General features: G+C 64.2%; 22 protein-coding genes. 18 read left to right on the plus strand and 4 right to left on the minus strand.

Annotation, left to right across the window (positions count from 1 at the left end):
- Positions 1-3: 3 nt before the first annotated feature.
- Positions 4-1,176 (plus strand): glycosyltransferase, encoded by a 1,173-nt coding sequence (locus KJP29_RS00760; protein WP_218461631.1) that lies wholly within the window; start codon positions 4-6, stop codon positions 1,174-1,176.
- Here the strand turns inward: KJP29_RS00760 and murJ are convergent.
- The 4 genes from murJ to KJP29_RS00780 form a co-directional block, all read right to left on the minus strand.
- On the minus strand, positions 1,167-2,642 hold the full coding sequence (murJ, locus tag KJP29_RS00765; protein WP_218461632.1) for a murein biosynthesis integral membrane protein MurJ: 1,476 nt from the start codon (positions 2,640-2,642) through the stop codon (positions 1,167-1,169). The genes KJP29_RS00760 and murJ overlap by 10 nt on opposite strands.
- Before the next feature lie 125 nt (positions 2,643-2,767).
- A complete protein-coding gene (locus KJP29_RS00770) occupies positions 2,768-3,925 on the minus strand; it encodes a glycosyltransferase (protein WP_218461633.1) in 1,158 nt (385 codons plus the stop codon).
- On the minus strand, positions 3,922-5,274 hold the full coding sequence (locus KJP29_RS00775) for an O-antigen ligase (protein ID WP_218461634.1): 1,353 nt from the start codon (positions 5,272-5,274) through the stop codon (positions 3,922-3,924). The genes KJP29_RS00770 and KJP29_RS00775 overlap by 4 nt, the downstream gene beginning before the upstream one ends.
- A gap of 141 nt (positions 5,275-5,415) precedes the next feature.
- Entirely contained in the window at positions 5,416-7,842 is a 2,427-nt protein-coding gene (locus KJP29_RS00780; protein WP_218461635.1) for a hypothetical protein, read from the minus strand.
- A 348-nt stretch (positions 7,843-8,190) separates the two neighbouring features.
- Here KJP29_RS00780 and KJP29_RS00785 point away from each other — a divergent pair, with 348 nt between their 5' ends.
- From KJP29_RS00785 to KJP29_RS00865, 17 genes are all read left to right on the plus strand, one after another.
- A complete protein-coding gene (locus KJP29_RS00785; protein WP_218461636.1) occupies positions 8,191-9,249 on the plus strand; it encodes a TRAP transporter substrate-binding protein in 1,059 nt (352 codons plus the stop codon).
- A 65-nt stretch (positions 9,250-9,314) separates the two neighbouring features.
- Positions 9,315-9,824, plus strand: a complete 510-nt coding sequence (locus tag KJP29_RS00790) for a TRAP transporter small permease (protein WP_218461637.1) — start codon at positions 9,315-9,317, stop codon at positions 9,822-9,824.
- A complete protein-coding gene (locus KJP29_RS00795; protein ID WP_218461638.1) occupies positions 9,821-11,317 on the plus strand; it encodes a TRAP transporter large permease in 1,497 nt (498 codons plus the stop codon). Before KJP29_RS00790 ends, KJP29_RS00795 begins: the two co-directional genes overlap by 4 nt.
- Before the next feature lie 89 nt (positions 11,318-11,406).
- Positions 11,407-12,177 carry a crotonase/enoyl-CoA hydratase family protein gene (locus KJP29_RS00800; RefSeq protein ID WP_218461639.1) on the plus strand — a complete coding sequence of 257 codons (771 nt, stop codon included), beginning with the start codon at positions 11,407-11,409 and terminating at the stop codon, positions 12,175-12,177.
- 5 nt (positions 12,178-12,182) lie between these two features.
- Complete coding sequence (locus tag KJP29_RS00805) at positions 12,183-12,650, plus strand: MarR family winged helix-turn-helix transcriptional regulator (protein WP_218461640.1); 468 nt, start codon at positions 12,183-12,185, stop codon at positions 12,648-12,650.
- Between the two features lie 4 nt (positions 12,651-12,654).
- A complete protein-coding gene (locus KJP29_RS00810) occupies positions 12,655-14,466 on the plus strand; it encodes a feruloyl-CoA synthase (protein ID WP_255553380.1) in 1,812 nt (603 codons plus the stop codon).
- Between the two features lie 18 nt (positions 14,467-14,484).
- Positions 14,485-16,074 carry an acyl-CoA dehydrogenase family protein gene (locus tag KJP29_RS00815; RefSeq protein ID WP_218461641.1) on the plus strand — a complete coding sequence of 530 codons (1,590 nt, stop codon included), beginning with the start codon at positions 14,485-14,487 and terminating at the stop codon, positions 16,072-16,074.
- A gap of 184 nt (positions 16,075-16,258) precedes the next feature.
- Positions 16,259-16,729 (plus strand): DUF4863 family protein, encoded by a 471-nt coding sequence (locus tag KJP29_RS00820; protein WP_218461642.1) that lies wholly within the window; start codon positions 16,259-16,261, stop codon positions 16,727-16,729.
- A 51-nt stretch (positions 16,730-16,780) separates the two neighbouring features.
- Positions 16,781-18,316 carry a benzoate-CoA ligase family protein gene (locus KJP29_RS00825; RefSeq protein WP_218461643.1) on the plus strand — a complete coding sequence of 512 codons (1,536 nt, stop codon included), beginning with the start codon at positions 16,781-16,783 and terminating at the stop codon, positions 18,314-18,316.
- Positions 18,316-19,131, plus strand: coding sequence for an alpha/beta fold hydrolase (locus KJP29_RS00830; protein ID WP_218461644.1), 816 nt, complete (start codon positions 18,316-18,318; stop codon positions 19,129-19,131). The genes KJP29_RS00825 and KJP29_RS00830 overlap by 1 nt, the downstream gene beginning before the upstream one ends.
- Complete coding sequence (locus KJP29_RS00835; RefSeq protein WP_218461645.1) at positions 19,128-19,499, plus strand: DUF309 domain-containing protein; 372 nt, start codon at positions 19,128-19,130, stop codon at positions 19,497-19,499. Before KJP29_RS00830 ends, KJP29_RS00835 begins: the two co-directional genes overlap by 4 nt.
- 136 nt (positions 19,500-19,635) lie before the next feature.
- Positions 19,636-21,294, plus strand: a complete 1,659-nt coding sequence (boxC, locus tag KJP29_RS00840) for a 2,3-epoxybenzoyl-CoA dihydrolase (RefSeq protein WP_218461646.1) — start codon at positions 19,636-19,638, stop codon at positions 21,292-21,294.
- Between the two features lie 23 nt (positions 21,295-21,317).
- Positions 21,318-22,769, plus strand: a complete 1,452-nt coding sequence (boxB, locus tag KJP29_RS00845; RefSeq protein ID WP_218461647.1) for a benzoyl-CoA 2,3-epoxidase subunit BoxB — start codon at positions 21,318-21,320, stop codon at positions 22,767-22,769.
- Between the two features lie 64 nt (positions 22,770-22,833).
- Positions 22,834-22,998: a hypothetical protein gene (locus KJP29_RS00850; protein WP_218461648.1), complete on the plus strand. Its 165-nt coding sequence runs from the start codon at positions 22,834-22,836 to the stop codon at positions 22,996-22,998.
- 122 nt (positions 22,999-23,120) lie between these two features.
- A complete protein-coding gene (gene boxA, locus KJP29_RS00855; RefSeq protein ID WP_218461649.1) occupies positions 23,121-24,314 on the plus strand; it encodes a benzoyl-CoA 2,3-epoxidase subunit BoxA in 1,194 nt (397 codons plus the stop codon).
- Positions 24,314-24,724 (plus strand): thioesterase family protein, encoded by a 411-nt coding sequence (locus KJP29_RS00860; RefSeq protein WP_218461650.1) that lies wholly within the window; start codon positions 24,314-24,316, stop codon positions 24,722-24,724. Before boxA ends, KJP29_RS00860 begins: the two co-directional genes overlap by 1 nt.
- Positions 24,725-24,826: 102 nt before the next feature.
- A complete protein-coding gene (locus KJP29_RS00865; RefSeq protein WP_218461651.1) occupies positions 24,827-25,744 on the plus strand; it encodes a helix-turn-helix transcriptional regulator in 918 nt (305 codons plus the stop codon).
- Positions 25,745-25,861: the final 117 nt, after the last annotated feature.

The raw sequence follows: 25,861 nt of genomic DNA on the forward strand, positions 1-25,861 counted from the left end.
GTCTTGCTCCTCTCGACTGCCGACTGGGACAACCCGTTCTGGACCAACAAGCAGCACGTCGCCCTCGAACTCGCCCGGCGCGGGCATCCGGTGCTCTATGTGGATTCCATCGGGCTGCGGGCGCCCACCCTGACCGGACGGGACATCAGGCGGATCTGGGACCGCCTGAAGCGCGGGTTTCGACCGCCCCGGCGCGTGCGCGATAACCTCTGGGTCTGGTCCCCGCTTGTCCTGCCGTTTCAGGACCGCGCGCTGGTGCGGCGTCTGAACCGTATGGTGCTGGGCCTCGGGTTGCGGGTCTGGCCGCGGATTTTGGGGTTTTCGCCAAGGCTCCTGTGGACCTACTCGCCCCTAACAACGCGATACCTCGATCCGGATCGGTTCGGGGTCACGGTCTACCACGCAGTGGATGATATCGCCGCACAGCCCGGTATGCCGGCGGACCTCATCCGGAGGGGCGAGGCCACACTCTGTGCCGCCGCAGACATCGTCTTTACCACGGCCCGCGACATTCAGCGCCGACTGGAACCGCACAATCCGCGCACCCATTACTTTTCGAATGTCGCGGATTTCGACCATTTCAACCGCGCGGTGGCCTCCGACACGCGCGTGCCCGAAGACCTGCTTCGGATCGCTGGGCCGCGTATCGGCTTCATCGGTGCCATCTCGAGCTACAAGCTCGACTTCGGGCTCATCGCCGCGCTCGCACGGGCGCGGCCTGATTGGTCCTTCGTCTTCATCGGTGCGGTCGGCGAGGGTGATCCCCTGACCGACGTCAGCGAAGTGAGCGCCATCCCGAACATCCACCTCCTTGGCGCGCGGGCCTATGACAGCCTTCCTGCCTATCTCAAGGGGATGGACGTGACGATCCTGCCGAACCGGCTCAACGACTACACGCGCGGCATGTTTCCGATGAAGTTCTTCGAGTATCTCGCGTCAGGGAGGCCGGTCGTCTCGGTGCCCTTGCCGGCGCTCGAGGACTACGGCCATGTCGCGGCCTTCGCGCCGGATGCGCCCGCCTTCGTTGCCTGCATCGAGGAGGCACTCGGCGGGTGTTGTCCCGCTCTGGAGGTGCGACTGGATGCGGCGCGGGAGCAAACCTACGCGCGCCGGACCAAGCGGATGATGGACTTGGTCGAGACGGTCTTACGCCCCGGTCCGCCTTCTCAGGCATAGAAACGGCGAAGCCCCGGAACCCGGGTCAACACGGGCCCTGCCGCCTCACGGAGCGGCGGCGCAACCTGAAGCAGGCAGAGCCAGAGCGCAAGGCTGGCCACCATCGTGGCAAGAAGGGAAGGGAGGGCGAGCGACAGAATGCCTTGTAGTCCCACGCCGAGCCCGAGCCACGGCACGAGCCGGATCGCTTCTCCCGACAAACTGTGGGCGCGCAGCGCAAAGACCAGCATGACCAGCCCGTAGGTGGCCAGCCCGATCCCGATCGTCGCGGGGCCGGCCACTTGCCATAGCGCAAGGTTCACCATGATGTTCGCCGCCGATGCGAGCACCGTGATGCGCAGCGCTTCGCCGTTGCGAAGCTGCGCGTTCAAGGCCTTGATCAGATAGTAGGCGGGCGTCGTCGCCCCGATGGCATATCCGATCCAGCGCAGGATATTCGCCGTGATCTCGACCGACCGGGCATCGAAAGCGCCCCGGGCATAGACCAGTCGTACGATCCCGGTCGCTTCCAATCCGATGAAGATCCCGATGGGGACCGTGAAGACCACCATCGCGCGCAGCGTCGCGGCGACATGGGTCCGCATCGCGGTGCCGTTGTCCCCTCCGAAGCGCGACAGGGTCAGGACCCCGAGCGGGATTGCGACAAGCTGGATCGTCGTCTCTGCGATGAAACGGGCGTAGTCCACAGCCGGGATCACAGCCGTGCCCAGCCAGGACGACACCATCCGCTCAACCAAAACGTTGGTTTGTGCGGCGAGCGGCAGCCCCAGAAGCGGCAGGACCGTCACGGCGAAGCGGCGAAACACCCGCCACAGCGGGCGAAGTGCCGGTCTGATCGGCAGCATCCGGTCGAGACGACACAATTGGACGGCGGTCCAGACGAAGAACAGGACATGCCCGGCCAGCACGCCGCCGGCCAGCCAGATGTCCACGCCAAAGTAAACGGCCAGTGCGGCCCCGGAGATCGCGCCGATGTTCAGAAGCGATGGCCGCCACGCGATGGCCCCGAAGCGTCCGTAGGCGGTTTCGAGATAGGAGAGGAGCCCGGCCAGCACATAGAATGGTGTGGCGAGCGCCATGATCCGCAGAAGCCGGGCCGCGAGCCCGAGCGCTTCGGCACTGGCTCCCGGCGCGATGACCCTTGCGACGGACGCCGCAAAGAGAAAGAGCCCGGTGGTGATGACGGCTGACACGACCAGCGCATAGAGCACCGCCGACAGTACCAGAAGGCGCGGCCCCTCGGGGTCGTCTTCGGTCTGCAGTCGCCTGTAGAGCGGCAGGAGCCCCGCCGACAGCGTGTCGCCGATGATCGCATGGGTGGGCAGAAGAAAGGCCGTCTGTCCGATGCGAAAGGCTGCAGCGGTATCACTCGTGCCGAACCACGCCGCAAAAAGCAGCTCGCGGGCAAAGGCGATCACTTTCGACCCCAGGTTGCCGACCGCGATCGACAGGACGGACTTGTTCAACGTGTTTTCTCTTGCCGAGTATCTACCTAAGGTTGCATACACTGCGATACGGTTGAGCGCCACAACATTGGCGTCAGGACGGAAAAACCTGGCTTTCCCAACCTTAAGTGGCCTGCTGCGTCCCCTTACCTCGTCGGCGGTTGGACATAGGTTTCGCGCACTTCGTCGTAGATCTTTTCGAGCGCGGCAGTCTGGGTTCTGATATTGAAATGCTGCTCCACCCGGCGACGGGCGGCCAGCCCCATCCTGCGTCTGCAACCCTCATCGGCCAGAAGCGACGAGAGATGCGTGGCGAGTCCTACCACATCCCGCTCCGGGGCAAGGAGCCCGGTTTCGCCCGACACGACCGCTTCCGTGATCCCGCTCGAGGCAAAGCCGACCACGGGCACTCCTGTCGCGCCGGCCTCCGTCACCACGGTCGGCAGCCCCTCGCGGTCGCCGTCGCGCGCGGTCACGCTCGGAACGGCAAGGATCGCGCTCTCCCGGACGAGGTCCAGCACTTGTGCGTGGGGCAGATGGCCGAGGAAGCGAACCGCATGAGTAACGCCGAGCTCGCCCGCAAGCCGCTCGAGCGGCCGGCGGAGCGGCCCGTCGCCGACGATGGTCAGCCGGGCCTCGGGATGATCGGCCAACACCTGCGCCAGCGCCAAGAAAAGATAACGCGTGCCCTTCTTCTCCACGAGCCGCCCTATATGCAGGATCGAGCCGGGCCCCCCCGCATCGCTGCGCGGCGCAAGCCGATCGACGTCCATGCCGATGACGTGCACGCGCAGCTTCTCGGCGGGGAACCCCCGCGCGAGGGCAGCGTGCCGGATCGCCTCGGAGACGCAGAGGAACAGGTCGCCGTGGCGTTGCAGGGCGGCACGATGCAGGACGCCGTTGACGAGCGCCGGACGCCCCGACAACAGGAGGGCCCGGTCGGTACGGGTGACGTCGAAGCCGTGCAGCGTGGTGACGAGCGGCACGCCCAACCGGCGGGCCACCCCCAGTGCATAGACGGCGTCGATGGCGAAATGCGCGTGCAGGACGGAAGGGGCGAAGGGCTGGAGCCCGGCGACATAGTGGCGGGGGTCCCGCAGGACCACCCGCCGCGTCCCACCCCACACCGACTTATCGGGCGGCATGACGCAGTCGCCGCAGGGACGCTCGCCAAAGATGGTCCGGCCCGTGAAGACGGGGCGGTAGCGGGTCATGCCACAGGCCTGCGCGGCAATGAACCCCTCCGATCCCTTGAAGAGCTGCAGTCGGAAGATGGCCGCGGTGAGCGGCGTGCGGTCGTTCAATCGGTGCTCCTGACAGCGACACTCGCCCAGCCGAGGAACAGGGCGAAAATGACCTGTAGACGTGCCTCTTCGAAAAAGATCACGTTCTCGCCCATGCTGTGAAAGGTCAGGGCGAGGCCGGCGAAGATCATGAAGACTCCGAACTGAGCGGCCGCGGGATCGCGCTTGCGAGCGAGGCCGAAGGCGAGCCGGAAGAAGGCCGCGAAGATCGCGACATAGGCCGCCAGCAGCGCGAGCCCACCCTGGCTCCACCCGTAGATGAACGTGTTGTGCGGCGGGAAATCCGCCTTGATCCCGATGCCTGAGAGGCGACTTCCATAGCTCGCGAATGCCTCGGCCCAACCGCCGAACCCGTGACCGAGCAGCGGGTGATCGAGGAACTCCTGCCACGCAAAGGCAAAGAGGACGCCGCGACGCATCGCGTTGATCCCCGCGTCAGCTCCGATCTCGGATCGTGCTGCCACGCCCGCGAGCAGGGCGACAATCCCGGCGGCCATCGTCAGGAACAATATAGCTTCCGATGCCGAGCGAAGCGACCTTGGCCGCGATGTGTAGCGGCGAAAGATCAGGGCCAGCATGAGGAACAGGGTGACGACGGCGAGGGCAGCCTTCGATCCCGATGCGACGATGGCGGCGCCGTGGAGAACCGACACCACGCTCCAGAGCGCCTTGCGCGTCACGTAGGGGCGCAGGGCGAGGCTCGCGAAGAGAAGCGCTTCGGAATACATCGCGCCGATGTTGCCGTTCAGGAACAAGCCGCCGGCCTTGGTCGGGTCCTTGATGTTGTTGGCATTCGTCGTGAGGTGCTCCGCCAGCGCGTTCTGACCGATCAGGAGTCTTGCGATCCCGCTGTGCAGGAAACGGTCTTCGACACCCGGCGCGAGCCGGAACGTGATCACGAGCAGCGCATGGGCGAGGCCCCCGATGATGACAAGTTTCAGGGCAAAGAGTCCTGCCGCAGGTTGCAGGGCGACGACATAACGGAAGGCGGCGAAGATGCCGAACCCGGCGGTGATATAAAGCGCCGAGCGCAGGGCGAGCATGGGATCGGGCGACCAAAGAGCCGCCGTCAAAGTTAGTGTAACGAGCGCGGCGTATGCGAGAGACACGCCGTCGATCTGCACCCGCCCGGACAAGATGCCCAGAAGCATGATCAGGGTGAGCCCGCTGTTGACGAGAAAGGCGGCTGAGAGATGAACGCCGGCGACCGGCAGTAGGAAAAGCTGCACCACGCTCAGGATCACGCCGGCAGCAAGCAGCGTCTTGACGAGGCGAAAGGTCTTGAGCGCTCCTGCCGATGGAGCAAGATCGGCCTCACACCGCCGGGTCGTAGCCTCAATGGATGCCAAGCGGTCGCTCCTTTTCTGGCCTGTTGTTAGCGGGCGAAAAGTTGGCCGACAAGACGGAGCGACAGAAAGGCGCAGGGGCGGGTGCAAGCGGTCAGCTGCCCCCCGGCCGGCGATGGTTCGGGCCGGGGGCGAGTTTGGGTCTCAGACCTGCCAGCAGTCGAGCGAGTCGAGCCAGCAGGTGCCGACGAAGCCCTCGGACTTGAGCCCGACGCGCATCCGCGACGCGCCCGCAGGCACCGAGATGACCGCGCCCTTCTGATGGTAGCTTGCGACGGTCGAAACAGGCGTCGACACACGGGTTTCGCTCACGATAACGTCCGAGGCATCGCGGAACTCGGCCCAGAGCGAGACGGCGCCCGCCGTGTGCGTTTCGACCATGACCATGCCACGCAGCAATTGTTTGCGTCCGGGCGTCACGGGAAGGCTCTGGTAGAGGAGCGGGCTCGTCCCGTCGCCGTCGAACCGAAGAGCCGAAGCGCCCGTCTGTGCGGTGTCACCGATGCCCAGACGCCAGCTTGGTGCCGGCTGGCTGCCAGAGAGCCCGGGCTCCGGAGCCGCCGCGAGGTAGAGTTTCGGCAGATCGAGCGCGATGATCGCATCGACGGGCACCCCAGCGGTGAAGGCCACACAGAACGATGCCTGGACCGCAGCCGTGGCCGGGTTGGCGATGGTCCGAGTGACCCGGCGAGTATGATGGACCGGATCGGTCGGGCAGGGGTCGTTCACGGACTCCAGCCATTCCCCGCTCGCGCCACGTTCCACGACCGTGAGGTTAGGGATAACCCCCGTCGCCTTGAGTGCCTGCACGCCGCAAGAGAGCGTCCAACTCTGACCCTTGCGGGTCGGGATGGCTGCGGCGCCGTTGAAGTAATAGCCGAAGTCCCCGCCCGAGACCGGCGTCCCCGTGAAGGACAGGAGGAGCCTCGGACCTGACCGGTCGAAGTCGAGGTTCGTTGTGAAGTTCACACCCCCCGGCAGGCTGCCGCGCTGGGACCATCCGGTCGGACGCGTGCCTGGCGTCCCGGCGACGGCACCTGCGAGACTGCTGTTCAAAGCCCCGGCGAAGGCCCGGTCTACGCTCCATCCGGCCAATCCCTCGTCGAAGCTCCCGTTCCGGATCAGCGATGTCGCTTTGCACAGGGCGGGCGTCATGTCGCCTTGCGCTTGGGGATCCACGTTGTCGAGCAGGACGGTGGGCTTGCCGGACAGGACCTTGACCAGCGCCGATGCGGGGTTGCCGAAGCGGTGCCAGGCAGTATCGCGCAGGGCAACCATCGCACGATCGCCCGAGACCTCGATGAACGTAGGACGTCCCTCGGGGCTTTCCGGCACCGGGCCAAAGGGGCCGCCGGTGACGACGGACCCGGTCAACAGGAACTTGGGACCCTCGTAACCGATGGTGTGCGCGACGCTCACCATCGGGTGGTCGTTGTTGTTCTCGAGATGGACGCCATGCCCTGCGAAAGCGCCAGATTGCAGGTCGACCAGACGGTCGCAGTAATCGAAGCTGACGCCATAGGCCTGAATGTCCGGGTTGGCTTCCTTCGGAACCCGGAGCGCGACGGCGGTGCCGGTCGTGTTGCGGCAGTCATGGATGACTCCTCCGAACAGTGCGATATTCTCGCCCGCGTTGGTGACCGTATCGACGAGCATCCCCGCCGACCAACAGTTCGACACGGTGAAGTCCCGAAGCCGGTTGAGCCAGGTCTGGTTGCCCAGCGTGATCCCGTTGCGAAACCCCGTGACGGTGCAGCCCTCGAGCCCGAAATGTGCGGTGTGTCCGGCTGCCATGCCGTCGGGGCGCCCGATCTGTATGCCGTCGAGCATGCGGGCCTCGGACCCGGGGCCTTCCAGCCGGAGCCCGACGATCGGAAAATCCCCGTTGCGAAGCCAGGGTGCGTCGGGAACCAGCCGGATCGCGCATCCCGCGCTGTCGTCGATCCCCCGCGCGTCGAGCGTGGCGCCCCGGAAGTCCAGCGCGACCTTGCCCAGCTTGATGTCGAGGCGCTCCGTGAGAAGATACGTGGTTCCCGCCTCACCGACGATGGTTCCTCCGGTCGCCGCAAGCGCGGTGATGGCGCGCTCCATGACCGTATTGAACCCCTCCCCGGCCACGATCCCGAAGGCTTCGAGCGGCACCCTGTCTCCCATGGCCTTCAGTCGCAGACCGCCGGGCGTTTCGATGTGGAAATCGGGATCATCCTGCGGCACCACCAGAAACACGGTGGCCCCTGCCGTGATGGCAGTGCCGGCAGGGAAGAAGCTCGCAGGGCGCGTGTCCGTCATCAGGCGGGCAAACGTGGGCAGGGGCGTCGTCGGATGCAGCCAGGCCTGAGCACCGGTGGCAGGCAGGTCCACGACACTGCCTGACAGGGGCGCGATCCCGTCCGTCGTCCGGATCACGAAGGTTCCCTCGTCACAGACCGCCACGTCGCCTTCGGTCCAGTCGGACCGGGCCTGCATCTCTGCGCGGGTCGCGAGATGCTGGACATGCCGGGCGCTCATGTCATCGAGCACCGATTTCAACTGATTTCCGGTCATGGGCAGGGCGGGGACGAGGACGGACATCGGGGGCTCCATGGATTGCTGGCTGGCGACCGAACCGTGCTATTCACGCCCTAACCGATCTGAAATCGACCGCTCGCTCCGAGAAATTCACCGACCGGTGGGTCGGAAAAGACTTGATCGGCGCTTGCAAACATGCCCAACTGCGAGAACCGGGGCGGGAGGACGGCCCGGATCAAAATTAGGTGTTGCGTATAACCGTTATGCCTAATAACAATTTCCACACGCTTTGCCCCAGCTCTTGTTCACAGTGAAACCGAGGAAATTTCAGTGGAAACATGTGGCAATATATGGCAGAAGGCGATGAGATAGTGGCAATATAGTGCCACATCTGGTCAAGGGAGGAGAATCATGACCAAACGCACGACCCTTATGGGTCTGGCCGCTGGCGCGGCTGTGATCGCGCTTACCGCCGGATCGGCTTTCGCTCAGGAAGTCACGCTCAAGCTGCACCAGTTCCTGCCTGCGCAGGCCAACGTGCCGAAAGACGTTCTCGACGTCTGGGCCGACAATGTCGAAAAAGATTCGGAAGGCCGGATCAAGGTCGAACGCTATGCCGCGATGGCGCTGGGCGGCACGCCGCCCGAGCTGATCGACCAGGCGATCGACGGGATCGCCGACGTGGTCTGGACCGTCGTGGGCTATACCCCCGGCCGTTACCCGACCACCGAAGTGTTCGAGCTGCCTTTCATGGTCTCCGACGCCCGCGCGGCGTCCTGCGCCTATTCGAAGATGTTTGATACCCACATGAAGGACGGCGAGTTCTCTGACGTCCACATCATCGGTACCTGGGTCCATGGTCCCGGCATGTTCCACACCGCCGAGCCGGTGACGGTTCCCGCCGACCTCGAAGGCATGAAGATCCGCGGCGGCTCGCGCCTCGTGAACGACCTGCTCACCCGCGTCGGCGCCGAGCCGATCGGCATGCCGGTCCCGGCGGTTTCCGAAGCGCTCTCCAAGGGCGTGATCGACGGCACGACCATTCCGTGGGAAGTGACCTACGCGCTCAAGGTTCCGGAACTGGTGACCAACCACACCGAGTTCGAAGGCCCCGCGCTTTACAACCTCACCTTCGTGCTCGCCATGAACAAGGGCGTCTACGAAGGCCTGTCCGACGAGAACAAGGCCGTGATCGACGCCAACTCCGGCCTCGAGTTCTCGGTCTTCGCCGGCGGCACCCAGGCCGACGCCGATGGCCCGGCTCGTCAGGTCGCCGTGGATCTTGGCAACAACATCATCACCGTTTCGGAAGAAGATGCGAAAGCCGCCTGGGATCCGATCGTAAACCCGATCTACGAAGAGTGGGCCGGTTCCATGGAAAACGGCCAGGCCCTAATCGACGAAGCCCGGACGCTGATGGACGAATGCGCGGCCGACATGGCCAACATCGACACCTACGGCGCTCACTGAATCTTCGCGCGCGGCGGGATCCCTGCCGCGCGCTTTTCTGATCTCTAGAAGACCAGAGTGACCCCATGAACCACTTCTTTCTGACCCTGTCGCGTCTGCTGGCCATCGCGGGCGGGTTCGTTCTCAGCATCCTGATCCTGATCGTCGTGGTCTCGATCGTGGGCCGCGAAACCGGTCTGGGCGCGATCAAGGGCGACTACGAGCTGGTCGAGGCAGGCATGGCCTTCGCCATCTTCGCCTTCCTGCCCTATGCCCATCTGACAGGCGCGCATGCCACCGTGGACATCTTCACCGACTGGCTCGGAGATCGGTCCCAACGCCTGCTCTCGGTCGTGATCGACGCGGTCTTCGCGGTCGTCCTCATCATCATCGCATGGAAACTCTACGACGGCATGCTGTCCAAGCTGTCGTCTGGCCAGACCACGCTGCTTCTGCAATTCCCTGTCTGGTGGTCCTATGTGCCTGCGTCCATCGCGGCCGTGATCGGTGCCGTGGTCGGCCTCTGGCACGCCGGTGTGCGCGTAGCCGAGGCCGTGACGGGCAAGACGATCGCCGCCGAGGGGGGCGAAGCATGACCAACATCGAAATCGGCCTCTGGTCGTTCCCGGCTCTCATGCTGCTCATCTTCTTGCGCGTGCCGATCGGGCTCGCCATGTTCCTCGCGGGCTTCGTGGGGCTGGGCGTCATCAACGGCGGTTTCGAGATCGCGCTCGCGCGACTGAAGACCGAAACCTTCACCACCTTCTCGTCCTATTCCCTGTCCATCGTGCCGATGTTCCTCCTGATGGGGCATTTCGCGACGCTGGGCGGCATGAGCCAGGCGCTTTTCAAGGCTGCCGAAAGCTGGATCGGACACAAGCGGGGCGGGGTCGCCATGGCCGCCATCGGCGCCTGCGCGGGCTTCGGCGCGATCTGCGGCTCGTCGCTCGCGACCGCCGCCACCATGGGGCGCGTCGCTCTTCCCGAATTGCGCAAATATGGCTATGCCGGCGGGTTTTCCACCGCGACGCTGGCCGCCGGCGGCACCCTTGGCATCCTCATCCCGCCCTCTGTCGTGCTGGTGATCTATGCCATCCTCGCCGAGCAGAACATCGCCAAACTTTTTGCCGCCGCGCTGATCCCCGGCCTCCTCGCGGCCTTCGGCTACATGATCGTGATCTCGATCTACGCACGCGTGAACCCGGAAAGCGCCGGTGTACGTGATCCGGTTCCGATGGCGGAGCGGTTCCGTGCGATGTTCGCGGTCTGGCCCGTGATCATCGTCTTCGGCGCCGTGGTCGGTGGCATCTACGGCGGGCTCTTCACCCCGACCGAAGGGGCTGCGGTCGGTGCGCTCGGGACCGGGATCATCGCCTTTTTCAACGGCGGTCTTACCGGACAATCGTTGATCGGCAGTTTCACGGCCACCGCCCGTTCGACGGCCATGATCTTCTTCATCGTGTTGGGCGCGGCCTTCTACAACGGCTTCCTCGCCGTCACCCAGGTGCCCCAGTCCATGGCGAACTGGGTCGGCGAACAGGACTATTCGCCTTACACCGTGCTCTTCATCATCCTGGCCTTCTACCTCGTGCTGGGCTGCCTCATGGATTCGCTCTCCATGATCCTGCTCACCATCCCGATCTTCTTCCCGATCATCTCGGTGCTCGATTTCGGCATGGTGGATTTCGTGACGATGCAACACGACATGATCCGCGAGGCAATCGCCTCCGGAGCCGCGCAGGGGGTCGCGCAGGATGTGATGGACCAGATCAACGCGCTCATGGCTGCAGGGCAGGAGGTGCCGCGGCAGCTCTCGGGCGAGCTTGGAGTTCGTCTGACGGAAGCGCGCGCCAATGCAGTCGGCATGGAGATGACCGCGATCTGGTTCGGCATCCTCGTGCTGATCGTGGTGGAAACCGGGCTGATTACGCCACCTGTTGGCATGATCCTCTTCATCATCAACGCGATGGACCGGCAGACGCCCATCGTCGAGACCTACAAGGCGGTGATGTATTTCATCACTTCGGACATCGTGCGCGTGGGGCTGCTCATCGCCTTCCCGACGATCACGCTGTTCCTCGTCAACTAGAAAGACACAGGCCCCGGCGTCCGGCGCCGGGGCTTCTTGCCGCCCCGATGGGTATACGAGATAACAAATAGCGCGAAGGACCAAACGTCATGGCCGAAGACATCATCAAGGTCGAAGTATCCGAGGACGGGGTAGCGACGGTCACCATGAACCGCCCCGGCAAACGCAACGCCATGAACGACACGCTTCTTGCGGCGCTCGACGGTTTCTTCTCCAACCCGCCCGCGGGCGTGAAGGCTGTGGTGCTTACGGGGACCGAGGGACACTATTGCTCGGGCCTGGACCTCGCGGAACACACCCAGCGCGACGCCGAGGGCACCATGCGCCATTCACGGGGCTGGCACGTCGTGATGGACAAAATTCAGTATGGCGGTCTTCCGGTGGTTTCGGCGATGTTCGGTGCGGTGATCGGCGGCGGGCTGGAACTCGCCACCTCGACGCATGTGCGCATCGCGGAGCCGTCGACGATCTTCCAGCTCCCCGAAGGCCGTCGCGGCATCTTCGTCGGTGGCGGCGCATCGGTGCGGGTGGGCCGCATCCTGGGTGCCGACCGCATGGTCGAGATGATGCTCACGGGGCGCAAGTATGGCGCGGATGAAGGGCTGGCGCTCGGACTCGCGCACTATTCCGTGGGCGAGGGAGAGGCTCTTGCCAAGGCGCAGGACCTCGCACGCAATATCGCCGGCAACGCGCCGCTGTCGAACTATATCATGATCCAGGCGCTCCAGCGGATCGAGGACATGTCGAAGGCTGACGGGCTGTTCACGGAAAGCCTCTGCGCCGCGCTGACCCAGACCTCGCCGGATGCGATGGAAGGGCTGTCGGCCTTCCTTCAAAAACGCGACCCCACCTTCCGGTGATGGCGATGAGGGAGGATGAGATCACAGCGCCGGCGACGATCACGGATGCAGCCCTGCGTCCCTTCGTGGGCTTCAACCTGAAGCGCGCGTGGAACGTGATCCACACCGATCTTGCTCAAACGCTGGAGCCGCTCGGGCTCCGAATGATCACGTTCTCCGCGCTCGTGCTGATCGGCGAGAATCCGGGTCTTAGCCAGGCTCAGTTGGCATCCGCGCTGTCGGTCGAACGCCCCAATCTTGTCGCCGTCACCGACGAGCTGTCGTCCAAAGGTCTGGTCAGCCGTGATCGGCTCCCATCCGACCGTCGTGCCTACGCGCTGCGGCTCACGACGGCTGGCGCGAGGCTTCTCGCCCAGGCGACCGAGGCCGTGCACGCACATGAAGCCCGGCTCTACGCCGGCGTCTCTGACGAGGATCGCCGCACAATGCTGGCAGCACTCGCCATGATCGAAACTGGAACAGGGAGGAGCTGATCCCATGACCGCTACGAAATACGCCCCCCACGACACACGCGTGGAAACCCGCGCCGACGGCGCCATGATCTACACGGCCGCGCAGCCGCTCGGACCCGTGGCCGATCGCACCGGCGACTGGCTCCATCGTTGGGCGGAAGAAGCCCCCGACCGCACATTCCTTGCCGAACGGCAGGGGGCCGGCTGGCGAGAAGTCAGCTACAAGGAGGCGCTCGAACAGGTGCGCACCATTGCGGCGGCCTTCCTTGACCGGGGCCTGAACGGCGACACGCCGGTGATCGTCATCTCAGGTAACGGCGTCGATCACGGGCTGATCGCGCTCGCGGGCCAATATGTCGGCGTGCCCGTCGTGCCCGTGGCCGAGCAATACGCGCTCATTCACGGGGCGCACGGCCGCCTGCGCCACGCGGTCGAGATGGTGAAGCCGCGCATGGCCTATACCGTCGATGCCGATCACTATGCCGAGGCGCTGGCCACCGACATCCTCGACGGGATCGAGGTCGTGGCCACAAACCCGGGCAAGAATACCGCCGTCACTCCCTTCTCTGACCTCCTGAAGGGCGGCAAGGCCGACGTGGACGCAGCCCATGCGGCGACCGGCCCGGATACGGTGGGCAAGATCCTTCTGACGTCCGGTTCGACCTCCGCTCCCAAAGGCGTGCCGACGACAAACCGGATGATGTGCACGAACCAGGCACAGCTTCAGGCGGCGCTCCCCTTCTTGTCGGAGTATCCCCCGGTGCTCTGCGACTGGCTGCCGTGGAACCACGTCTTCGGCGGGTCGCACAACTTCAACCTCGCTCTTGCCAATGGCGGCACGCTCTATATCGACGATGGCAAGCCGGTGCCCGCCCTGATCAAGCGGACCATCGAGAACATCAAGACGGTCTCGCCCACCATCTCCTTCAACGTGCCGGTGGGCTTTGCCGGTCTCGTCGACGCGATGCAGACCGACCTCGATCTGCGTAAGGCTTACTTCGAAAACGCTGACATGATCTTCTACGCGGGCGCCTCGCTGCCACAAAAGGTCTGGGAAGGGCTCGAGGACCTCGCCAAGGCCGAAATTGGTGAGGTGCCGCTGATGAACTCCTCCTGGGGACTAACGGAAACCGCGCCCGCCTGCCTTCTCCAGCACGAAAAGACCGACCGCTCCGGCATCGTGGGCGTGCCCATGCGGGGTGTCGAGGTCAAGCTCATCCCGGACGACGACATGCGCTGCGAAGTGCGCGTGCGCGGGCCAAACATCTTCACGGGCTATCTCGGCAACCCGGAAAAGACGGCCGAGGCCTTCGACGATGAGGGCTTTTTCATCACCGGCGACGCGATGGTCTTTCTTGAAGCGAATGATCCGAACAAGGGCCTCCGCTTCGACGGTCGCCTGTCCGAGGATTTCAAGCTCCTGACCGGCACGTGGGTCCGCGCGGCGCAGCTTCGGCTCGACATGCTGGCCTGCATCGGGCCCATCGCGCAGGACATCGTCGTGACCGGCGCGGACAAGGGCGACATTGGCCTCATGATCTTCCCGAACCCCGCCGTGCTCTCGGCGCAGGGTTACAAAAATACGGAAACGAATGGCGCGCTCACAGACAGATCGCTTCTGTCCGACATAGAACGGCGACTGGCCGAACGTGCGCGCGAGGGCTCCGGCTCCTCCACCCGTGTCGCCCGTGCCGTGGTGCTGGCCGAACCGCCATCGATGCCCGATGGCGAGATGACGGCCAAGGGCAACCTCAACTACCGCAAGGTGCTCGACCGTCGAAAGGCGATCCTCGACCGGCTCTATTCCGATAGCGATCCCGCCTGCATCAAGATCTGAAGCCCCTGGACGACTGACATGAAGCCTTTTTCCGCCCCTCTCGACGACATCTACTTCGTTCTCAACCACGTGGTCGACAGCGCCTCGGTTGCCGAATACGACCCCGAGATGTCGCGCGAAATCGCGAGTCACTTCGTAGCCTTCGCGGAAGGGGTCATCGCGCCCACCGACGAAATCGGCGATCGTGTCGGGGCGAAGCTAATCGACGGTCGGGTGGTGCTGCCGCCCGAGTTCCACGCCATGTTCTCGCAATATGTCGAGGGCGGCTGGCCCGGTCTTATGCTTCCCGAGGAATACGGTGGCATGGGCGTCGACGGGCTGACCGGCGGCGTGGTTCACGAGATCCTTATGGGCGCGAACCATTCCTTCCAGATGCTCGTGTCGCTGGCCGTCGGCCACAACCGGGTGTTTCAGCATTTCGGAACCGAAGAGCAGCGGACGAAGTATCTCCCGATGCTCGCTTCGGGCGAGGTGCTGGGCACCATGGCCCTCACCGAACCGGGGGCAGGGTCCGACCTGTCTCGGATTCGCACCAAGGCCGTGAAGGATGGTGATGTCTGGCGGATCACGGGCGAGAAGATTTTCATCTCCGGAGGCGATCAGGACCTGTCGCCGGGGATCCTTCACATGGTGCTGGCGCGGTCAGGTGACATGGATTCTGGCGTCAAGGGCCTGTCGCTTTACGCCTGCCCTACGGTGCTGGAGGACGGCTCGCGCAACGCGGTCAAGACGACTCGGATCGAAGAGAAGATGGGTCTTCACGCCCAGCCGACCAGCCAACTCGCTTTCGACGGAGCCGAGGCGGAGCTCATCGGGGCCGAGGGGCAGGGGCTTCGCGCGATGTTCGAGATCATGAACCATGCACGGGTGGATGTGGCGCTGCAAGGCGTCGCGCATTCTGCGCGGGCCTATGACATCGCGGCGAGCTATGCCGCCGAACGGGTGCAGGGGCGCGACGCGAATGGGCCTGTCACCATCGACAAACACGGCGACGTGCGCCGGATGCTGGACGAGATCGACGCCGTCGCCATGGGCGCGCGCGCGATGACTCACCTCGCGCTCGTCACGCTGGAGTCTGGCTCCGACCCCTGGCTCCTCGAACTTCTCACCCATGTGATCAAGTGGTATGCGACCGAACAGGGGTTGCGGGCTGCCGAGACTGGGATGCAGGTCTTGGGAGGCTATGGCTACCTTCAGGAATACCGGATCGAACAGACCTACCGCGACCTGCGAATCGCCGCGATCTATGAAGGTGCTTCGGGCATTCACGCCATGGGTCTCGCCGCGCGCCTGTTGCGACTGGAAAACGGCGCCGCGATGGACGCTTTTGTGCGCTTCGTGAAGGGCATCGAGGGCGATGCCACGGCGCGGGCGCTCGCGGCATGGGAAGCCGCGCGCAAGCATCTCGAGGAAGGGTCCGACCCGGGACCGATCGCAACGCCCTTCATGCGCCTGACCGCGCGCGTGCTGGAACAGGCGATGTGGGCCCGGATGGCCGCCGTCGCGGACCATCACCCGGACCCTGACCGCATCCGGCGGGTGGCCGCGCTCGTCGCGCGTCAGGTCGCCCGTTGCGACGCAGATCTCGCCGAGATGATCGCCGCCTGAGGACCCCGGCCCCCGGGGCATGAGCGGGGCCCCGGTCGGACATGGGTCGCGGTGTCGCCAAGCCCGGAAAGCGACGGCGAGCAATTATGCACAAAAGTGCAACTTCCACCCATTACCCTTGCGACATGCCGGTACATGTGCATTATATAGCACAACGCGACTCGATGAGGTTCAGGGAGGGATCATGTCCGCCGCAGAAGAGTTCTCCATGCTCGTTGGTTCCATCGCCGCCCGGCTCGAGGGCGTGCCGCTCGACGATGCGATGGCCGATTTCCTCAACCGTGAATACCCGAAAGACGGCCACGATTTCCGCCGTCTGACCGAGCTTTGCGCGCAGGGCGAGGCCGAAGGTTGGCTCATGTCGCGCGAAGCGGGCGGCATCAAGTTCAGCCGCGCGATCAAACCGGGGGCTTCTGCGGGAAGCTTTTCGGTCGATGTGGTCCGCATGGAAGACGTCAAGGGCCCCCACCACGTCCACACCACGGGTGAGATCGGCGCAATCATGCCCCTCAAGGGCGCGCCGAAATTCGACGCCTTCGAGCCCGGCTGGTACGTCTATCCGCCCGGCTCCGACCATCATCCCACCGTCACGGGAGGCGAAGCCTATGTGCTCTACCTCCTGCCTGACGGCGCCATCGAATTCACCGGCAAATAACCGGACAGACAGCATTTCCGGGTGCGAGGAGGCATCCGCAGGGAGGATCACATGACGAACGAGAACGCAGCGGTCTATTTCGTGGACCGCCACGTGACCGAAGGCCGCGTGGACAAGGTCGCCTTCCGAGAGGCGGACGGGCTGAAGCGGTCGCTCACCTATGGCGAACTGGCCGAGCAGTCCGGTCAATTCGCGGGTGCGCTCCTGCGCCACGGGGTGCGGCGCGAAGAACGTGTCGCGATGATCCTGCGCGACGAGTTGGAGTTCCCGATTTCCTTCTGGGGCGCGCTGAAGGCCGGCGCCATCCCGGTGCCGCTGAACACGCTCCTCTCGGCGCAGGTCTACGAGGCGATCCTCGCGGACAGCCGTGCGTCCATCCTCGTGGTGTCCAGGGACCTCTGGGAAACCGTGAAACCCGCGATCGACGGCAACCGCTTTCTTCGCAGCGTCGTGGTTGTCGGCGACAAACCCGAGGGCACCGAAAGCTTCGCGGATTTCGTCGCGGGCGCCGAGGTCGAGGAAACTTGCGACGCCTCTGCCGACGAGCTCGCCTTCTGGCTCTATTCCTCCGGTTCGACCGGGACGCCCAAGGGCGTGCGCCATGTGCACGGCTCGCTCAAGGCGACGGCCGACACCTTCGGCGCGCAGGTGCTGGGCATTCGCGAGGACGACACGGTGTTCTCGGTGGCCAAGATGTTCTTCGCCTATGGCATGGGCAACGCGATGAGCTTCCCGATGTCGGTTGGGGCGACGACGATCATCTTCGGCGGCCGCCCGACGCCAGACAGTGTTTCGGCTATCCTTGCGAACGAACGTCCCACCGTCTTCTGCGCCGTGCCGACGCTCTACGCCGCAATGGTCGCCGCGCAGGAAAAGGCGGGCACTGACCCCGATCATCAGGTGCGCATCTGCACCTCGGCGGGCGAAGCGCTGCCGCGAGAGGTCGGTGAACGCTGGCAGAAGATCTGGAAAGCCCCCATCGTCGATGGCGTCGGTTCGACCGAGATGCTGCACATCTTCCTGTCCAACGCGCCCGGTGACATCGTCTATGGCACCTCGGGCAAGGCCGTGCCGGGATACGACGTTCGGCTGGTGGACGAGCATGACGAAGACGTGCCCCCGGGCGAGGTGGGCGAGCTGCTCGTCCGAGGTCCGTCGAGCGCCGAAGGCTACTGGAACCGCCGGTCGAAGTCGCAGGCGACATTCCAGGGGCATTGGACCCGCACCGGCGACAAATACGAATGCACGCCCGAGGGTCGATATGTCTACTGCGGGCGGACCGATGACATGTTCAAGGTCTCTGGCATCTGGGTGTCGCCCTTCGAGGTCGAACAGGCGTTGGTCGACCATCCCGCCGTGCTCGAAGCCGCCGTCGTGGCGCGTGCCGATGACGGCGATCTGATCAAGCCTGCTGCCTATATCGTGCTGAAAGAAGGCGTAGCGCCCCCGTCGCAGGACGACATCAAGAGTTTCGTGAAAGACAAGATCGGCATGTGGAAGTACCCGCGCTGGGTTGAGATCGTCGACGAATTGCCCAAGACGGCCACCGGCAAGGTCCAGCGGTTCAAGCTTCGGGAAACCTGCTGATGGCTTTGGAGTGGACCCAGGGAACGTTCACGGCCGACGGCAAGAGCCTCGAATACCGCTGCTGGGGACGGCCGCCGTCGGAGGCGCCGACCATCGTCATGCTGCACGAAGGGCTCGGGGCCACGGCGCTGTGGCGCGACTTTCCCGAACGGATCGCCAATGCCACCGGATTCGGCGTCATGGCCTTTTCCCGGGCGGGCTATGGCCAATCCGATCTGGCCGATCTGCCGCGACCGCTCGACTATATGACCCGTGAGGCCGTTGACGTGCTGCCCGAGGTTCTGGACGCGCTCGACTCCGATCGTTTCGTGTTGCTCGGTCATTCCGACGGGGCCACGATCGCGGCGGAATACGCGGGCCGGGTGTCGGACATGCGGGTCCGCGCGCTCATTCTCATCGCACCGCATTTCTTCACCGAGCCCTTGGGGCTGGCCGAGATCGAAAAGGCGCGCGACGCCTTTGAGACGACCGACATGCGGACCCGTATGGCCAAGTATCATCGCGATCCCGAGAACACCTTCCGGGGCTGGAATGACAGCTGGCTCGCGCCCGGCTTCAGGTCGTGGAACGTGGCCGAGGTCATCGACTACTGGCGCATTCCCTGCCTCGCGATCCAGGGGCGGGACGACCAATACGGCACGCTTGCCCAGATCGAAGAGATCGAGAGCCGCACCTATTCCCCGGTCGATACCGCGATCATCGACGGCGCCCGTCACGCGCCGCATCTCGAGAAACCCACCGAGACGCTGGATGCGATCACCGACTTCTGCCGTCGCCTCGAAGACATCGAAGCGGCGCTGCCGGAAGGCGTGTGACCCGGGAGCCCCACATACCGGGCCGCAACGCCCGTCCACCCGAGGGAAGCATCGAGTCCGGTCTGGCCGAAGGCTTCGCGCAATATCGCGCCGGGTTCTTCTGGGAAGCGCATGAGGCATGGGAGCCGGTCTGGATGGACCTGCCTCCGAATTCACCCGAGAAGGCCGAGATGGCGGCGCTGATCCAACTTGCCAATGCGCGGCTGAAGCTGGCCATGGATCGACCCAACGCTGTCGCCCGGATCCTTCCCCTGATCGACGACCACCTGTCCCGGGCGGGGCAGGGCAGGCATGTGGACTGGGCGCGGCGGGAGCGGGAATCACTCGCGAACGCGCTCTCCAGAAATGTGCACTATAGTGCAGAATAGCGCATTGGCGTGAATTGCTGTCGCTTAACTTACTATAAAATATATGAACTTTAATTGGCAATATAGTGCATGTAAGGGTTTACGCGGAGCGTGACGCGCACTATATTGCCTCCAACGCGAACAAGGAGACCCCGCCATGAGCAAGGTGATCGACTTCCGGACCGACCCGTCCAAATACCGCCACTGGAAAGTGGAATATGACGGCCCCGTGGCCACCGTCTTCATGGACGTGGACGAAAACGGCGGCCTGTTCGACGGCTATCAGCTGAAGCTCAACTCCTACGATCTCGGCGTCGATATCGAGCTGGCCGACGTGGTCCAGCGGATGCGCTTCGAGCACCCGGAAGTGAAGACCGTGGTGATGAAGTCGGCCAAGGACAAGGTCTTCTGCGCAGGTGCCAACATCCGCATGCTGGGCGGCGCAGCCCACTCGCACAAGGTCAACTTCTGCAAGTTCACCAACGAGACCCGCAACACCTTCGAGGCCGCCGAAGCGGACTCCGGCCAGAAATGGATCGCGGCCGTCAAAGGCGCCTGCGCAGGCGGTGGCTATGAGCTCGCGCTTGCCTGCAACCACATCATGCTGACCGACGACTCCACGTCCTCGGTCGCGCTGCCCGAAGTGCCGCTTCTGGCCGTGCTGCCGGGCACCGGGGGCCTCACCCGCGTGACCGACAAGCGGAAGGTGCGCCGCGACCGGGCAGACATCTTCTGTTCGATCGAAGAGGGCGTGAAAGGCAAGCGCGCCGTGGACTGGCGCCTGGTGGACGAGGTGATCCCGAACTCGAAGTTCGATGAGACCGTCGCGGAACGTGCGCGCGAGTTTGCCGCCAATTCGTCCAAGGCGGATGTGGCGCAGGGCATCACCCTCGGCCCTATCGACCGCAAGGTCGAAGCCGATGCGGTTCATTATGACCTCGTCGAAGTCGAGATCGACCGTGACGGCCGGAAGGCCACGATCACCCTCGCTGGTCCCAATGCCGACGCTCCCGCCTCCATCGACGACGTGGTGGCCCAGGGCGATCAGGGCTACATGCTCAAGCTCGCCCGCGAGTTGGACGATGCGATCCTGCACCTGCGTCTCAACGAGATGGAGCTTGGCCTTTGGGTCTTCCGCACGCAGGGCGACCCGGAACAGGTCATCGCCCACGAGGAGATCCTGACCGCCAATGCCGACAACTGGCTCGCGAACGAGATCCTGCAATACTGGAAGCGCGTCCTGAAACGGATCGACGTCACCTCCCGGTCGCTTGCCGCTCTGGTCGAGCACGGGTCCTGCTACGCCGGTGTGCTGGCAGAGATCCTCTTCGCCGTCGACCGCAGCTACATGATGGAAGACGAGTTCGAGGGCGACAATCGTCCGACCGCGACGATCACGCTGTCCAATTCGAACTTCGGTCTCTACCCGATGGGCAACGACCTGTCGCGGCTCGAAACCCGGTTCCTTGGTGAACCCGAAAGCCTCGAAGCGGCGCGCGCCGCCATTGGCGAGGCGCTCGAGGCAGAAGCGGCCGACGAGCAGGGTCTCGTGACCATGATCCTCGACGACATCGACTGGGACGACGAAATCCGCATCTTCATGGAAGAGCGCGCGTCCTTCTCCCCCGACGCGATGACCGGGATGGAGGCCAACCTGCGCTTCGCCGGACCCGAGACGATGGAGACCCGCATCTTTGGTCGCCTGACCGCCTGGCAGAACTGGATTTTCAACCGCCCGAACGCCGTGGGCAAGGACGGGGCGCTTCAGCGCTACGGCACCGGCGTGCGCGGCGATTACAACATGGAACGCGTGTAAGCGCGGTATAGGAGGAAGACGACATGGCCGATCTCATCAACGTCAGCTACGACACCCAGATCCCGAACAATGTGGGCCTCTCCGCCGACCGCAAGGTGCTGAAGGCGCTTGAAAAATGGCACCCCGGCTACATCAACTGGTGGAATGACCTGATCCCCGAGAAATTCCAGAAGTCCATGGTTTACCTGCGCACGGCGGTGTCCGTGGACCCGAAGGGCTGGGCGAAATTCGATTACGTGAAGATGCCGGAATACCGCTGGGGCGTGCTCCTTGCTCCGCAGGTGGAAGGACGCACGATCCCCTGTGGTGAACACTACGGCCAGCCCGCCTGGCAGGAAGTGCCTGGCGAATACCGCAACCTCATGAAGCGCCTCATCGTCATTCAGGGCGACACCGAACCGGGGTCTGTCGAACAGCAGCGCTTCCTGGGCCTCACCGCGCCGTCGCTTTACGACATGCGCAACCTCTTCCAGGTGAACGTGGAAGAGGGCCGTCACCTCTGGGCGATGGTCTATCTGCTCCAGAAATACTTCGGCAAAGACGGCCGCGAAGAAGCCGACGACCTGCTCATCCGCTCCTCCGGGTCGGAAGAAGCCCCGCGTATGCTCGGCGCCTTCAACGAGGAAACGCCGGACTGGCTGTCGTTCTTCATGTTCACCTATTTCACCGACCGTGACGGCAAGATGCAGCTCGAGTCGCTGGCGCAATCCGGCTTCGACCCGCTGTCGCGCACTTGTCGCTTCATGCTGACCGAAGAAGCCCACCATATGTTCGTGGGCGAAACCGGCGTCGGCCGCACCATCGAGCGGACCTGTCAGGTGATGCGCGAGAACGGCATCGAAGACCCCTACGACATCGAGAAGATCCGCTCGCTGGGCGTCATCGACCTCCCCACGATCCAGAAGAAGCTGAACCTGCACTACACGCTCTCGCTCGACCTCTTCGGGCAGGAAGTGTCGACTAACGCGGCGAACGCCTTCAACGCCGGGATCAAGGGCCGTTACCATGAGCACCGGATCGACGACGACCACCAACTCAAGGACGCGACCTACAAGGTCTGGGACTTCGAGGACGGCAAGGTCGTGCAGCGCGAGGTGCCCGCGCTTACCGCGATCAACATGCGCCTGCGTGACGACTACATCAACGATGCCGCCGGCGGCGTGGGCCGCTGGAACAAGATCACCGAGAAGTCCGGCGTTCAGTTCGAGCTGAAGCTTCCGCATGAGAGCTTCAACCGCAAGATCGGTGTTTTCGCCGGCCACAACTTCAACCCCGAAGGGGTGATGGTGTCGGGCGCCGACTATGACGCAGGCATCCCGCAATGGCTCCCCACCCACGCGGATGGCGACTTCATCCAGTCGCTCATGGTCCCCGTGACCGAGCCGGGCCAATATGCGGGCTGGATCGCCCCGCCGAAAGTCGGCATCGACAACAAGCCCGGTGACTTCGAATACGTGAAGCTCCATATGGCGTAGGCCAAACCACGTGATAGGATCGGGCGAGGGCAACCTCGCCCACCTCACCAAACGGGAGGACACCATGCAAATCGACCGCAAGGCGGGTTTCGCCCCGCGCACACGTGAACTCGGCGCCACGCTCACCGGCCTCAAGTCCGGCTGTGTCGGGTGCACCGATTGCAAAGGCCTCTGCCATGAGTTGATCGAGGCGCTCGTCGTGCCGGACATGGTGCTCAAGGCCAAATAGGCCAATCGCTGAGACCCCGGTCACATTGCCTCGGACGCTTGCGCCCGATCAAGCCAGATCAATTCGCGCCCCGATGTCGCTCCGGGGCGCTCCCCCATAATCGTCGCCGCAGGACCAGCCAGATGAACAAGCCGCTCAAGCAACACCTGATCGACCCGGAAATTTGCATCCGTTGCTACACCTGCGAGATGACCTGCCCGATCGAGGCGATCACCCACAATGACGACAACGTCGTGGTGGACGCGGAAAAGTGCAACTTCTGCATGGACTGCATCCCGGTCTGCCCGACCGGCTCCATCGACGAATGGCGCGTGGTCGCCGAACCCTATTCGCTCGACGACCAATTCGGCTGGGACGAGCTTCCGGCACAGGAAGACATCGCGCCCTCGGCCGACGGGGACGGCAGCATGGAGGCTCTCGACGAAGCGATGGCCGCGCTCCTCGCCGAAGCGCATTCCGGTGCGGGCGGCAAATCGGTCGCGCCCAAGACCGCGTCCAAGGCGACGGTGAACCTCTACAACCTCGGCAAACCGGTGATTGCGACGGTGCAAGGCAACTACCGCCTGACCGCCGAAGACAGCGATGCCGACGTCCGCCACATCATCCTCGACTTCGGCGCCGCCCCGATGCCCGCGCTCGAGGGTCAATCGGTCGGAATCATTCCACCCGGCGAGACCGCGGACGGAAAACCTCACCTGCCGCGTCTTTATTCCGTGTCCTCGCCCCGTGACGGCGAACGCCCCGGCTACAACAACATGTCCCTCACCGTGAAGCGCGAGTTGCACGGGGTCGCGTCGAACTATGTCTGCGATTTGAAGAAAGGCGATCAGGTCAAGGTCACCGGGCCTTTCGGCTCGACCTTCCTTCTTCCCTCCGATCCGGATGCGGAACTTCTCATGATCTGCACCGGCACGGGTTCGGCCCCCTTCCGCGGCTTCACCATGCGCCGTCAGCGCGAGATGCCGACCAACAAGGGCAAGCTGACGCTCGTCTTCGGGGCCCGCAAGCAAGGTGAATTGCCCTATTTCGGCCCGCTCAAGAAGGTGCCGGACGACTATATGCACAAGGTCTTTGCCTTTTCGCGGCTCGACGATCAGCCCAAGCAATACGTGCAGGACAAGCTGCGGGACGAGAAGGAGCGCGTGGCCCAGCTTCTCAAGTCCGACAAGGCCTATGTCTACATCTGTGGCAAGAAAGAGATGGAGCAGGGCGTGGAAGAAGCGCTGGCCGACATCGCACGCGGCGAAGGGCTCGAATGGAAACCGATCCGCGACAAGATGCGTGAAGAGGGGCGTTACCACGTCGAGACCTACTGATGACTTTCGAGCATGAGATCATGGTGGGCTGGGGCGACTGCGACCCGGCCAAGATCGCCTATACCGGCCGCATCCCGAACTGGTGCCTCGATAGCATCAACGCCTTCCTACACGCCCACCTCGGCGGCGGCTGGTTCGTGCAGGAGCTGGACAACGACATGGGCATGCCCTTCGTGCATATGTCCATCGACTTCCGCGCGCCGGTCACGCCGCGCCATCCACTCATCTGCCGCGTCTTCCCCACGAAACTCGGCACCGCATCGGTCACCTTTCAGGTCGAAGGTTTCCAGAATGGAACCTTGTGCTTTCAGGGTACTTTCGTCGAGGTCGTGACCGTCGCCTCGACGTTCGAAAAGCAGACGATCCCCGCTCACCTGCGCCGCGCGCTGGAGGCGCATCTGCCGAGCTGAGGATTTTGTGCACTATATCCCGATTAATGCGCGAAACCCTTTGCCCCTATCCCTCACACCGCCTAGATTCAGTGCACTATAAGGAACATTTAGCCGGACCCGATGAGCGAGATCACCAACTTCCGGGGCGAAGCGCAGGCCCAGACCGAGGTCCGGAACGAGGCTGACCGCCTGACCGACGACCTCATCGCCCGCGTGGGGGAACGCGTCCGCCGGGCGCGGGACCGCAAGGGTATCCCGCGCCGGGTCCTGTCGGAACGATCCGGCGTCTCACCTCGCTACTTGGCCCAGCTCGAAGCGGGCGAGGGCAACATCTCCATCGCACTCTTGCAGAAGGTCGCCTATGCCCTCGATCACAAGATCGAATGGCTCGTGGGCGAGGACGATCCCTGGACCTCCGATGCGCTCAGGATCGCCGATCTCTACCGCACCGCCAACGCCGACATTCAGGCCACGGTCCGCGCAACGCTCTCGCCTGAACCCGCGACCGAGAAACGCGCCCATCGAGTCTGTCTCATCGGGCTGCGCGGCGCCGGGAAATCGACGCTCGGACGCCGGGCCGGACAGGCGCTCGGCATCCCCTTCGTCGAACTCAATCGCGAAATCGAGGAACAGGCCGGCATGCCGGTGGACGAGGTCATGGCCTTCTACGGTCAGGAAGGATACCGCCGGCTCGAGGCGCAAGCCCTGTCGCGGGTCATCGCGACCCATGACACGATGATCCTCGCCGTCGCGGGCGGCATCGTGGCCGAGCCCGAGACCTACAACCGCCTGCTCACCCATTTCCACACCATCTGGGTCAAGGCGACCCCCGCCGAACACATGGCGCGCGTGCGCGAACAGGGCGACGAACGCCCCATGGCCGGCAACCCGGAGGCCATGGATCAGCTCAAATCCATCCTCACCTCGCGCGAAGCGCTCTACGAGAAGGCCGAGGAAAGCCTCGACACCTCCGGCAAAACCGAGGAAGAGAGCCTGGCCGAGTTGACCGCTCTCCTGCACGCTCGGGACCTGGTCTGACGGCCGCGTCCAGACAAAGCCCTTCGTTCCTTCACTGCTTCATAAATACCTTGGTGGGGGTCTGGGGGAGGTGAAACCTCCCCCAGCCGGTCGGATTTCGCGCAAGCGAAAGTCGAT

It is taken from the genome of Maritimibacter sp. DP1N21-5 (assembly GCF_019218295.1).
GTDB lineage: Bacteria > Pseudomonadota > Alphaproteobacteria > Rhodobacterales > Rhodobacteraceae > Maritimibacter.